The sequence below is a fragment of the Prevotella sp. E9-3 genome (assembly GCF_022024015.1).
Lineage (GTDB): Bacteria > Bacteroidota > Bacteroidia > Bacteroidales > Bacteroidaceae > Prevotella.
In genome coordinates this window covers 3,066,858-3,079,907 of sequence record NZ_CP091786.1, presented here as the reverse complement: position 1 = coordinate 3,079,907, position 13,050 = coordinate 3,066,858, and the positions used below count along the sequence as shown (strand labels likewise).

General features: G+C 48.1%; 7 protein-coding genes. 4 read left to right on the top strand and 3 right to left on the bottom strand.

What is annotated here, in order from left to right; genetic code table 11:
* The first annotated feature begins 8 nt into the window (after positions 1–8).
* On the top strand, positions 9–296 hold the full coding sequence (locus tag L6475_RS12030) for a hypothetical protein (RefSeq protein ID WP_237820364.1): 288 nt from the start codon (positions 9–11) through the stop codon (positions 294–296).
* A gap of 10 nt (positions 297–306) precedes the next feature.
* On the opposite strand, the gene L6475_RS12025 is transcribed toward L6475_RS12030, so the two are convergent.
* Together L6475_RS12025 and gltX are read right to left on the bottom strand one after the other, a co-directional pair.
* Complete coding sequence (locus tag L6475_RS12025) at positions 307–1,572, bottom strand: 3-deoxy-D-manno-octulosonic acid transferase (RefSeq protein WP_237820362.1); 1,266 nt, start codon at positions 1,570–1,572, stop codon at positions 307–309.
* A 47-nt stretch (positions 1,573–1,619) separates the two neighbouring features.
* Positions 1,620–3,137 carry a glutamate--tRNA ligase gene (gene gltX / locus L6475_RS12020; RefSeq protein ID WP_237820360.1) on the bottom strand — a complete coding sequence of 506 codons (1,518 nt, stop codon included), beginning with the start codon at positions 3,135–3,137 and terminating at the stop codon, positions 1,620–1,622.
* 111 nt (positions 3,138–3,248) lie between these two features.
* On the opposite strand from gltX, the gene L6475_RS12015 reads away from it, so the two are divergent.
* The 3 genes from L6475_RS12015 (at position 3,249) to L6475_RS12005 (ending at position 10,584) form a co-directional block, all read left to right on the top strand.
* On the top strand, positions 3,249–5,309 hold the full coding sequence (locus L6475_RS12015) for an HD family phosphohydrolase (protein ID WP_237820358.1): 2,061 nt from the start codon (positions 3,249–3,251) through the stop codon (positions 5,307–5,309).
* Between the two features lie 67 nt (positions 5,310–5,376).
* The gene (locus tag L6475_RS12010; RefSeq protein WP_237820356.1) at positions 5,377–8,715 is read left to right on the top strand and encodes a BNR-4 repeat-containing protein; all 3,339 of its coding nucleotides are present in this window, start codon (positions 5,377–5,379) and stop codon (positions 8,713–8,715) included.
* Between the two features lie 204 nt (positions 8,716–8,919).
* A complete protein-coding gene (locus L6475_RS12005) occupies positions 8,920–10,584 on the top strand; it encodes a transporter (protein ID WP_237820354.1) in 1,665 nt (554 codons plus the stop codon).
* A gap of 113 nt (positions 10,585–10,697) precedes the next feature.
* Here L6475_RS12005 and L6475_RS12000 read toward each other — a convergent pair whose 3' ends face one another.
* On the bottom strand, positions 10,698–12,998 hold the full coding sequence (locus tag L6475_RS12000; RefSeq protein WP_237820352.1) for an RICIN domain-containing protein: 2,301 nt from the start codon (positions 12,996–12,998) through the stop codon (positions 10,698–10,700).
* Positions 12,999–13,050: the final 52 nt, after the last annotated feature.

Genomic DNA, 13,050 nt, shown 5'->3' with positions numbered 1-13,050 from the left:
TTCAAGATATGAAGAAGAATTTCTATCGTGTTACAAATGTGTTGCTTTCATCACTGATTGCCTTATTGGGCTTCGGATCGTGCAAAACAACGAAAAATGCATCTAAAGATGTGAAACCAGAAACGGAGATTGATGGTGCGACAGGTGCTACCTATAATAATAAAGGGGGAGACACCCTGAAGGTGACTCCCCAACCTTATCAGCGCCCTGACCAGCGTGTACGTGTATTATATGGTGTCCGTCAGCCTGAGCGTATAGCCGTTGATCCAAGCAAAGAGCCTGAAACTACTAAATAGTTTCCTGAAATTATATAGCTTTCAGGATTTGCTCTGTAGCACCAGCCTTTTCAGTTACGTAGTTTCCTGCTTTTGCGCTTGCATCCTGTAGGAATTTAGGATCGTTCTGGAAACGATTCATTAATTGTTCGAAATCCTCATAGTTTCTGATTTCGAAACATCCCCCTATCTCCAAGAGGTCTTGTGCTTCTTGGAATTTTTTATTGTTAGGACCGATGATAACGGGAACACTCCAAACTGCAGCCTCTGGCACGTTGTGAATGCCAACACCGAAGCCTCCGCCTACATAGGCTACCTGACCGTAATGGTAAATGCTTGAAAGAAGTCCGAAGCAGTTGATGATGAGCACGTCACAAGAGTTGAGAGTTGAGCGCTCGACTTTGTCGCTTGACTTGTCCAATAATTGAGCGTTGAGAGTTTTCTCGGCCTCAGTATAGCGGATGACCTTACGGCCTTCAAGCAACTTTTCAATCTGCTGCAAGTGGTCTTCGCCAATCACGTGGGGAGCAATGATGAGTTTCCAGTCCTTATGCTCATTGAAGTATTTGAGGAAGATTTCCTCATCGGGTTGCCATGATGAGCCTGCCACAAACACTTTCTCGCTGTTTCCAACGAACTCCTCAACAAGGGGTAACTGTTTCGCAGCTTCCTTAATCTGAAGAACACGGTCAAAACGAGTGTCGCCAGTAATGGTAGCATTGTTCAGTCCAATGCTGGCTAACAGTCGTTTACTCGTCTCGTTTTGCACAAAGAAATAAGTGAAACATTTCAGCACCTTTCCATACTGCCGCCCATACCAGCGGAAGAAAATCTGGTTTTCGCGGAAGATACTCGACACACTATATACTGGCACATTGCGATGTTTCAGAATGTGGAGATAGTTGTACCAGAACTCATACTTGATGAAAAAAGCTATCTCAGGACGAATGATACGCAAAAAGCGACGAGCATTTGTAATCGTATCCAACGGCAGATAGCAAATGATATCTGCACCCTCGTAATTCTTACGTACCTCGTAGCCTGATGGCGAGAAGAAAGTAAGGAGAATCTTCAGTTCGGGACGCTCTTTCTTTAACTGTTCAATAATGGGACGCCCTTGCTCGAACTCACCTAATGAAGCAGCATGTACCCACGCATAGTGAGCATTGGGATCCACTTTCTCGCGTAATACTCGGAAAGCATCTCGCTCACCGCGCCACATCTTGCGCACCTTCTCATTGAAAAGGCTTGCAATGGCCACGCCCAACAGATAGATGTAGATGATAATATTGTACATAGAGCTTCCTTACAGCCCAGCGAGGGCAACTGTAATCTTATTCATACTTACCCAAGCACTTCAATCGCTTTCTTAGTACGACGGATTGTCTCTTCTTTTCCAAGGAAAGCAGAGATGTCGAACATACCGGGACCCTTTCCTTCGCCTACGAGAGCAAGACGCCAAGCGTTCATGACGTTGCCGAGTTTCAGTTCCTTTTGCTCAATCCATGCATGAACGATTTGCTCCTGATTTTCCAGTGAGAAATCGTCAATTCCTTCCAACACAGTACACAGTTCTGTAAGTGTCTGGGCTGAATCTTCTTTCCAGCGTTTCTTAACTGTCTTCTCATCGTATGATGTGGGGGCTTCAAAGAAGAATGAGCACAGATCCCATAACTCTTTGACGAAGTTTACACGGTCTTTCATCATGCTTACCACCTTCTCAATGCGCTCGAAAGAATCCTTTACGCCATGCTCACGGCAGATGGGCTCAAAAAGACGGGCAATCTCTTCAGCCGATTTTTTCAGAATATACTCATGGTTGAACCAGATTCCCTTTTCGTAGGCAAACTTAGCACCAGCCTTTGAGCATTTCGAGATATCGAAAGCCTTTACCAGTTCATCAAGTGTGAACATTTCCTGTTCAGTACCCGGGTTCCATCCCAGCAATGCCAAGAAGTTTACTACTGCCTCAGGGAAGTAGCCCTGCTCGCGGTATCCAGCCGATGTAACATTGCCCTGCTCGTCTTTCCAGTCGAGTGGGAATACAGGGAATCCCAGACGGTCACCGTCGCGCTTTGACAGTTTTCCCTTTCCGTCAGGCTTGAGCAAAAGAGGAAGGTGAGCAAAGCGAGGCATCGTGTCCTGCCATCCGAAAGCTTTATAGAGCAGTACGTGTAGTGGGGCAGAAGGCAACCATTCCTCACCGCGAATCACGTGAGTAATCTCCATCAAGTGGTCGTCCACAATGTTGGCCAGGTGATAGGTGGGCAGCTCGTCGGCACTCTTATAGAGCACTTTGTCGTCGAGAATGTCGCTTTTCACATGCACTTCGCCACGAATCATATCGTCAACCAATACTTCTTCACCAGCTTCAATCTTGATACGTACTACATACTGTGTACCTTCGGCAATCAGTTTCTCAACTTCCTCCTTAGGCATGGTCAGCGAGTTACGCATCTGCATACGAGTCTTGTTGTCGTACTGGAAATTTTCTATTTCTTTACGCTTGGCGTCCAATTCTTCAGGCGTGTCAAAAGCAATATAGGCCTTGCCGGCGTCAAGCAGTTGTTTAACGTATTTCTTATAGATATCGCGACGTTCGCTTTGGCGATAAGGGCCATACTGGCCGCCAAAGGAAACGCCTTCGTCAAATTTAATACCCAGCCACTGGAATGCTTCAATGATATAAGCCTCGGCTTGGGGAACAAAACGGTTTGTATCGGTATCTTCAATGCGGAATACCAGGTCTCCGCCGTGCTGGCGGGCAAACAGATAGTTGTAAAGGGCTGTACGCACACCGCCGATGTGCAGCGGACCCGTGGGACTTGGGGCAAAACGCACCCTAACTTTTCTTTCAGTCATGATGTTATGTCAAATTTGGATGCAAAGTTACGCAATTTTTTTGGCATTCTGCAAAATTATATATAAATTTGCCCTGTTTTAATATCATTCAATAAGAATTAGCGATTTAAAATGAGACATATAGACCTGAAAGCCAACTTGACTTGGCATGATGTGGTGATTCGCGTTGTCCTTGTTTTGGTTACGGCTTCTGTCATTGTGTGGTTCATGCCACGAGAGACGCAACAGAACTTTAAGATAGAATTAGGAAAACCTTGGCGCTATGCCGACCTTACCGCTCCTTTTGATTTCCCGATTTATAAAAGTGAAGCTACACTGAAAGCCCAGTGCGACAGTGTGTTGCGTGACTATGAGCCGTATTATGTGAAAAATATGGAAATGGCCGATGTAAAGGTGCGCGATTTTGTTCAGGAATACAATAAACTGACGTCTGGTGGCTATAAGGATTATAAAAGCATTATTGCCAATCGCCTTCATCAGTTTTACGACCAAGGTATTGTGGATACAAAGGAACCAGCCATCAATGGCGATGACACGCTGCGTACCATTCGCGTGGTGATTGGAAACACGGCAAAGAGCGTCAGCCTCTCTTCTACTTTAACCCCCAAGCAAGCCTACGAGAAGTTAATGGGCGATGCCATGTTGCAGTCGCATCGTGATGTATTGACTGAATTGAACCTGAACGATTTTATCGTACCCAACCTGATTTATGACAAAGAACGCAGCGAGGCCAGCAAACAAGACCTGATTGCCTCTGTTCCGATGGCCAGCGGAGTGGCTCTTAGTGGACAGAAGCTTATTGACCGCGGTACTATTGTCGATGAACAGAAGCTCCTTCTCATTGAGTCGTTCCAGCGTGAGAGTGATCGCCGTAATCAGAGCGAATCGCGCTTCACCACTACAGTATTGGGCGAGTTGCTGTATGTTTTGCTGCTCGTTACAGGTTTTACTATCTTCTTAAGTATTTTCCGCAGCGACTATTTCGACAATATGCGTTCTGTGATCATGATCTATTCGCTCATTGTCGTCTTTTCAATAGCTGCATCACTAATGGTGGGGCATAACATTCTGCATGTGTTCATCATTCCGTTTGCGATGGTGCCTATTTTCATCCGTGTGTTCATGGACTCACGAACGGCGTTTATGGCCCACACTGCGTTGGTGCTCATCACGGCCTGCGTGTTGCAGCATCCACTGGAGTTTATCGCTGTTCAGATTACCGCCGGACTCACAGCCATCCTTTCTCTTCGCGATTTGTCCAGTCGTTCGCAGTTGCTTTGGACTGCCGGCGCTGTTACCGTTGCCTCTTGCTTGATGGTATTGGCACTCGATCTTATCACAGTGCCCAGTTTCCGGAATCTTTCTTTCAGCGACTATAATTATCTGATTATCTGTGGTCTGGTGCTGTTCTGTTCCTACCCGTTACTTTACATCATGGAGAAAACGTTCGGCTATACCTCAAACATCACGCTGATTGAGCTGAGCGATATGAACAAGGAACTGTTGCGCCGCATGAGTGAGGTGGCTCCAGGAACCTTCCAGCACAGTATTCAGGTGAGCAATCTGGGTGCTGAGATAGCCCGAAAGATCGGTGCCAAAGCCCAGTTGGTGCGTACCGGCGCCCTTTATCATGATATCGGAAAAATCCAGAATCCTATCTATTATACCGAGAATCAGTCGGGTGGTATTAATCCTCACGAGCAGATTTCTGATATTGAGAGCGCTCAGATTATTATCAGTCATGTGACCGAAGGATTGAAACTGGCCGAGAAATACAACCTGCCCGATGTGATAAAAGGATTCATCTCAACACATCATGGCCAGGGAAAAGCCAAGTTCTTCTATGTGAACTACAAGAATGCCCATCCCGACGAAGAGGTTGATGAACTGTTGTTTACCTATCCTGGACCAAATCCTTTCACCAAGGAACAGGCCATTCTGATGATGGCCGATGCTGTTGAGGCCGCCTCTCGTTCATTGCCCGACTATACCGAGCAGAGCATCCGTTCGCTGGTTGACCGTATTATCGACAGTATGGTGAGCGATGGCTATTTCCGTGAGTGTCCCATCACCTTCAGGGATATCCAGTATTCAAAGACAGTGCTTATCGAGAAACTGAAGACCATTTACCATACTCGTATCAGTTATCCTGAACTGAAGTCCAATCAGTAAGTGGCTTTTGAGCCATTTTCTGATTGCTGCTACTGAATATTACTAACTATCATAATTAAATTGTAAGATGAAAAAACTACTGACACTTTTCTTTGTCCTTATTGGGCTTTTTACCAATCTCTATGGTCAGAATGTCGTAGCCGAGGAAGGCGCCTGGTGCTGGTTTGCCGATCCCCGCGCTTTGCATTATGAAAACGAGGCAGGTACTATCAATGCCACTTATATTGGCTATATTGATGTGCATGGCAATGTGAAGGCAACGCAGTATGACTGGCTGAACCATCGCAAGACCGATGTGCTCATCCGTTCTTACTTCCAGCCCGATGATCACAACAATCCTACCTTCATCGTGTTGCCCGATGAGCGAGTCATGATTTTCTATACCCGCCATACCGATGAGGCTTGCATCTGGTACCGCGTGTCAGAAAAGCCAGGCGATATCACCGCTTTGGGCGAAGAGAAGCGTTTGGCCACGGCCAACAATACCACCTATCCCTCACCGTTCATCCTTTCCGACGATCCACAGCATATCTACCTTTGCTGGCGCGGCATCAACTGGCATCCCACTATTGCCCGTCTCACCATGCCCGACGAAAAAGGCGACTGTGAGTTTGACTTCGGCCCTAAGCAGATTGTGCAATCTACCGGTGCCCGTCCTTATGCCAAGTATCAGTCGAATGGTAAGGATAAAATCTATGTCAGCTATACCACAGGTCATCCCGACAACGAAATGCCCGACTGGCTCTATTTCAATGTCATCGACATCAATCATGGCAATGGCCCTATTCTGCGCGACTTGAACGGCAACCAGCTCTCTATTATTAATAATGGTGTATTCAATGTCAGCAAGACCAGCACCTATGCCTCCAACTATCCTGCTACCATCGTTGACAAATCGGCCAACATCCGTAACTGGGTGTGGCAGATAGCTCTCGACAGTGACGAGCATCCCGTGATAGCCTATCCCCATATCGACGATGCCAAGACCTCGCATGTCTATTGGTATGCCCGCTGGAACGGTTCTGCGTGGAAAAATACTTGGGTGACCTATGCCGGACATGCTTTCCACCAGAACTGGAACAGTACCGAGCGCTGCTACAGTGGCGGTATGAGTCTTGATCCCGACCATATCAACGATATGTATCTCTCCATCCCAACCAAGGACGGCCAATATAATAAGGATGGTGTCTATGAGATATGGAAATATACCATTGATGACGATGGCAAGGTGGCAGGCTCTGAGCAAATCACTCAGAACTCACCGAAGAACAATGCCCGCCCATTCGTCATTCCTGGTTCAAAGAACTCTCCCATGCGTGTGGCTTGGATGCAGGGCGATTACTATTATTGGATGGTGCAGAAAAACTATCCGAAAGGCTATCCCACAGCTATTCACAGTGATTATGGCTGGCAGGAGGAACTGACCAAGGAACCTGAAAACGTGGATCGCCTTCCCACTATCACCTTTGGGGCAAACAAAACGTTGACCATTGGCTTTGCCATGAACACTTCAAAGTATGAAGGCAAACTCTTTACTTTGGGCAATATGACCTATAGCTTAGGCTCAGACAGTTACCCGGTGGTAACGATTGGTGATAAGAGCTACAAGAGTCAGAACCGTCTGCTCACCAGCGACGACTGGGCCACCAACTCTACAGGCACCAGTGGCGATAATCACCCCACAAAGATGACAACCTGGGTACTCTCGATGACTTACGACGGTCATGTGTTGACACTCTATCGTAATGGATTGGTTGATCAAGTCATTGAGACTGAGTCGCTCACTGGTGGTACTCCCGAAGCCGTTGGCAGCGAGTATAATCATTCCATCATTGCGCAGAGCGACTTTTATGCCGTGGCTTCTCCCGTCACCGTGCAGTCGATGGTGAAGGATATGAAGACGCTAATGGATGAACAGCTCGCTACTGCTGCCATTGACGCTATTCGCCTGCCTGAAGAGGTCCACTCCGATGTTGTGCTGCCATCCGTGAGTCTCGGCCTTGACGTGAGTTGGAAAAGTTCCGATGCTTCTATCATCTCCCATACCGGTGTGCTCACCCGTCAGGCTGCCGATACCACCGTTGTGCTGACAGCAACCATCGGTGAGCAGAGCAAGGACTTTACTGTAAAGGTCAAAGAATACTATATTGGTGATAATCTGCGCTATGAGCAGAATGGAACGCTCGACTTGACGAAGAATACCGCTACCGGCTTTTCAACCAATCAGTACGGACAGATTCCCGAGGAACTGCTGGACGGGCTGCGCTCTTTCACCGTTCTGGTCAATGTGAATATCAAGACCATGACCAAACAGCCACGTATCTACGATTTCGGATCAGGTTCCGGCAACAGTCTCTTCCTGCGTGCCGATGCCTTGTCTGCCGGCATCAAGCTGAATGGCGGTACTACCACCATGGTAAATGGCAAGACCAAACTGGCTGCCAATACCGATTATAAGTTGGCTGTGACCTTCGATGCAGCTACCCATACCACGCGTATATATATAAATGGTGTAGAGGATGCTGCCGGCACCGACAATCAGAACGAACCCTATATGCTCTATGAAGTGGCCAAGGATACCCGCAACTACATTGGTCGTACCCAATGGTGGGATGGTACCTACGCCAGCGACAATCAGGACTTCTGTGGCACCATCAGTTTTCTGCGTGTCTATGATGTTTGTTTCTCTCGTAAAGAAATCTGCCTGCTGCAGAATATTGACTACGAAGAGAAAGAACTGCCTACTGCCCTGCAGAATGGCAACTTTGAGGGCACTTATAGCAAAATGGCCAATAGCGGCGTTGTTAGCGACCGTGCCATCTATGTGCCCAATGGGTGGACCGTCGATTATAGCTCGCGCAATGAGAACGACCTGACTGCGCTGAAGTCGGGCGACCTCTTCTTCAGTAATTTTTTTGCATCTCTTCCTGTCCCTTCTGCAGAAAGTAAGCAGACCTACTGGGTACGTCAGAACTGGGGCACCAGTACCATTACCCTGAAACAGGAACTCCGTTTGCCTAAAGGCGTCTATACTTTGACGGCCGATGTGTGGAAAAGCGGATTGGGCGGCGATGCTATTGTCAGTGCGCAAACCGAAGGCGGTGCTACTGTTACAGCTCCTTCTCTTGAGAATAAGACTGAATGGCAACATGCTGCTCTCGAGTTGGAAAGCGATGGCGAGGCATCTACCACTATCCTGCTTGCTGCCATGCACAACTCCAATGGATCCGAGAAAATCATTGGCTTCGACAATGTATTGCTCACTCCAAAACAGACCGATGCCATCCAAACCATCTCGGCCCACAAACAACAAGTTAAAAAACTTTACGATTTGCAAGGCCGACAACTTGCTTCCGAACCCGCAAAAGGAATTTTTGTTCGAAATGGAAACAAAGTTGTGAAATAAGTCGGAAAATTGAACAATTTTTGCACAACTATGTTTGTGATTGTGCAAAAAGTAACGCTCGAAAATTGCACAAATATGCACGAATGTGCAGGATTTGTGCAATTTTTGTATAATATTTGTTAACTCTGTGTGCCTTAACAGGGGTTTTTTGAACAATTCGTTTACCTTTGCAGCCGAATTTTTTTAAGATTTATTTTAAAGGATATGAATTATTTTAAAGTTTGCTTTGCTAGTTTGTTACTGGCCGCAACCACATCCACAGCATTTGCCGGTGGTATCTTAACCAACACTAATCAGAGTATTGATTTTCTTCGCAATCCCGCTCGTGATGCCGCTATTGGTCTTGATGGTGTGTATAGCAACCCGGCAGGTGTGGCTTTCATGCCCGAAGGTTTCCATCTGGGACTCAACTGGCAGTATGCTCACCAGACCCGTACGGTTACTGCTACCAACGATTTGTTCAAGTTGGGAGCCAAGAACAACGGTCAGAGTACGAAGACTTTTGAAGGCGTTGCTGATGCACCTGTGATTCCTTCAGTGCAGGCAGCCTATAATACTGGCAACTGGAGTTTCCAGTTCAATTTCTCCATCCCCGGCGGTGGCGGTAAGTGTGAGTTCGACAAGGGCGTAGGTTCGTTCGAGACAGCCGTAGGTGCAATTGCACAATATTTGGGCGGCACTTCGCAAAAGCTGAATGCTGGACTTCAAGGCGTATCAGATGCTGTGCCGACATTCAATACTCGTGTTCCTGCTGTGACAGGTTACGATGTGGATGGTTACATGAGGGGGCGCCAGTATTATTTCGGAGTTCAGTTGGGCGCTGCTCGTAAGATTAATGAGAATCTTTCTGTTTATGGTGGTCTTCGTTTGCTCTACGGTTCTGCTCGATATGAGGCTCGTCTGAACAATATCCGTGTGATGAACGGTACTAACCCATCGACGCTTACTACTTATTTCGAACAAACTGTCGGCAATCTTTTGAATGCAAAACCCACCATTCAGGCAGTTCTTGGCCAAGTACAGAATGGAATAGATCAGTATGTTGCCGGTTATAAAGCTGCTGGTATGACTGAGGAACAGGCTCGCAGCCAGAAAGCTGTGGTGGAACTGCAAGAAAAGGCTGATGGTCTGAATAGTTTATTGGCAGCACCTGATCAGCTCACTGCCGCAGGCGAGGTCCTGTCACCCTATGCCAAAAACGGTATGAACCTGAAGAGTGACCAGACCGGTTGGGGTATTGCTCCTGTGATTGGTGTTGACTACAAGCTTGGCGATTTCAACTTCGCTGCTAAGTACGAGTTCAAGACCCGTATGCGCATGAAGAACAACTCTGACCTTGAGTCGGCCATGATTCCTGCCACTGCTAAGTATGTAGATGGTACCAGCGTTCCCGAGGATGCACCTGCATTGCTTACCCTTGGTGCAGAGTGGAGCGTACTTGACAATGTTCGTCTCGACCTGGGCTATCACCACTTCTTCGACAAGCAGGCCCACTGGTATGAGAACTCTCAGAAACTGCTTGACGGCGGTACCGATGAGTATCTGGGTGGTGTAGAATGGGACGTTCTTCCTCGTCTCACCGTTTCAGCCGGTGGTCAGCTCACTCGCTACGACCTCACCGATGCCTACATGAACGATATGTCGTTTGTTGTAAACAGCTATAGCTTTGGCTTCGGTCTGAACTACAAGCTGAGCAATGTGGTATCTCTGAAGGCTGCCTATTTCCAGACCAACTATGAGGACTACGACATGGATACTCCCGCTCAGAACATGGAGATTAATAAAATCGTTCTCGGTATCCCTGCTGGTCACAACACCTTCACCCGTACCAATCGTGTGCTGGGTCTGGGTTGCGAGATCACTCTCTAAAACTCGTCAGTAACAAACAAAATTATATCTAAAAGGCGCTCCCATCACTCTTAACGTACAGTACGTTAGTTGTGATGGGAGCGCTGTTTTTTTTTGACCTTTAGCTCAATATTTTATTTTATCAGGAATTTCTTTCCGTTCTGGATGTACAGTCCCGGTTTCAGTTGAGCGTTGTCAGGCATTCGGCGTCCGTCAAGGGTATAGATAGCGTGGTTCAACGAGCGCTCTTCCCTGCTGTTCAGAGCGTTAATGCCCTGAGCATCGCTTTCCTTACCAAAGAAATAGAGTCGGAAATTGTCGAAGATCACCCAGTATGATGATGGCATCGAGGTGGACTTAATACCCATGCGCAGTTGTCCGCCGGCCGTTTTCAGTTCGTTTTCAATGGTGTTCTCGTAGAGTCCTTTCTTGAAGTAAAGACTGGCTGCCTGCATATTGTTTGGGATATACTTGTTGCCGCCTACGGTAGCCTCGTTTCCGCCAATCTTCTTGGTCTGTGCTTCGGTGGCTATGTGAGTCAGCAGCGTGTTTGAAGTGCCGATGTATATCTTGGCGCTCACCTTGTTGGTACCGGCAATGAAGTCGTTGTAGGCATCGGTGTACGAGCCTGGGCGTTGGAATCCCTGTGCGCAGAACTTATAGTTGCCGGTAGGCATGGGCTTCAGCGTTTGGTTGAAGTCGAATGTCTTTTCAAAGAACTCGGCGCAGCCATAGTTCACCGTGGCCGTTGTGGACCACCCTTCGGTATTCTCATCGATAGTAGGATTGGCCAGCATATAGGTCAGTTCGAAAGGATGCTCCTTGTCGGTAGCCACCACACTCTGCAGGAAGATACGTACTGCCTCGTTCATTTCGTTGATGATGGTCACAATCTGGTCGGGCGAAGTAGCCTCGTTAATGCGGGCCTCGAAAGTGCTGAGGGCAGTCTCGAAATCAGTATCGGCACCAGCAGTCGTTTCCTGATGAGCCACTTCCTTCAGTGCTGTGATATGACCGAGCAGAGTGGTTGCCTCTTTCTTCTTGCTGCCAATAGACTTGCTATCTACTTCCTTCATCTCTTCGAGTGTCATGATGAGCCAGCGCTGGTTGGCGGCCGAATTGGCAATGTTGAAGTTGGAGGACGCCGTGGCTCCGTTGCTGTTGGCCTGCAAGCACTTCGGTGTCCAGTTGCCGCTCTCGGGGTGAATAATCCAATAGCCGCGCTGTCCGCTGGCGTCAACGCGTCCCTTCATCAGGTGCCAGTTGTCGTTGCTGGTCAGAGTGGTGCGTGTTATAGTCTTGATGGTGCTGCTGGAAAAGGTGATATACTTCTCGGTGGCAGCATTCTTTATCTGATAGTACTGATTCTCGGGCGTGAAGGTGAAGTACCATGCAACACTGTCGTTGGCCTCGGCCTGTTCGGCAGTCATCTCCACCCATTTCAGCGTGCCGGACTTGGTAGGCATGAGGAATGAAGTGTAGAAACCGCGGTCGGTCGATTCGTTCTTGATGTAGAACTTCACGGTGTCTTCCTGCTGCAGAGCGTAGTAAGGCTCGGCAAAACACTGATAACTATGTTCCAGTCCGTCCTCGCCCAATGCCTGACAGATCATGGCATTGGCCAGATAGAGCTCGTTACTGCCGTTGTCCTCCTGAGCGCCGTTCACACCGTAGGGCCACATGTGGATGTTGTCTCCGTTCAGCAAGGGCGCATTGCTTGTGTTGTCCCAGAACTGAAGAGCTTCTGTCACACGGTCGCCCAGCCAGTAGCCACGGCCGTCGCCACTGCGCAGTATGTTTTTCGACCATTGTGTACTGTAGTTCTGCAATCCCAGTCCGTGTTCCATTTCGTGCATCACGGTACCGCAGCGCTGGTAGGATGAGTTCGGTCCGATGTTCATGTGCGGACGGTCGGTATAGTTGCAGTCGGCCGTTGGAGTGCCGGGGCTGTAGGCCACGTCATAGTCGCGCACGGCCGATGTCATGTTGTTGAAATAGTAGCAGGCATCCTCCATGGCCTTCTTGATACGGTTTTTGATGGCATCGTCGGTATCGCCTGGAAACCACAGACTGTAGGTCACCTTACCCATGGGTATGGTATAGAACTTAATCACATCGCCGTAGCCCACCTCGTTGTCCTTATTGATGGCATAGGCGCGCATGTAGTATTTCGTGGCGGGCTTCAGGTCCTTCAGCCAGTAGATGGTACCCTGGTTGGAGAGGGTAGTGGTAGTCTTCTGATCGTCGATAGTCGGTTCTGGCGTTTCGGCAAAACAGAAACCACGTTCGCGGATGTTAGAACCCGATGCCGTCATTCGTCCGAAAGCCATGGTGGCACCGCGTACAAACCGCTTGTCGGTGGTCACTTTCGGCGCTGTAGCCATTGCACTCAGTGCCAGCATTCCAGCCAGTGATAGTGTAAAAAGTCTTTTCATATTGCAATATTAATTGTAGTTAGTGTTCGGGAATTGTTTTTCTGCTTAGAGC

Excerpts from the sequence above, each read along its gene's own strand:
- L6475_RS12005 (WP_237820354.1), top strand. The coding sequence starts at position 8,920 with ATGAATTATTTTAAAGTTTGCTTTGCTAGTTTGTTACTGGCCGCAACC.
- L6475_RS12000 (WP_237820352.1), bottom strand. The coding sequence starts at position 12,998 with ATGAAAAGACTTTTTACACTATCACTGGCTGGAATGCTGGCACTGAGT.
- L6475_RS12030 (WP_237820364.1), top strand. The coding sequence starts at position 9 with ATGAAGAAGAATTTCTATCGTGTTACAAATGTGTTGCTTTCATCACTG.
- L6475_RS12015 (WP_237820358.1), top strand. The coding sequence starts at position 3,249 with ATGAGACATATAGACCTGAAAGCCAACTTGACTTGGCATGATGTGGTG.
- L6475_RS12025 (WP_237820362.1), bottom strand. The coding sequence starts at position 1,572 with ATGTACAATATTATCATCTACATCTATCTGTTGGGCGTGGCCATTGCA.
- L6475_RS12010 (WP_237820356.1), top strand. The coding sequence starts at position 5,377 with ATGAAAAAACTACTGACACTTTTCTTTGTCCTTATTGGGCTTTTTACC.
- gltX (WP_237820360.1), bottom strand. The coding sequence starts at position 3,137 with ATGACTGAAAGAAAAGTTAGGGTGCGTTTTGCCCCAAGTCCCACGGGT.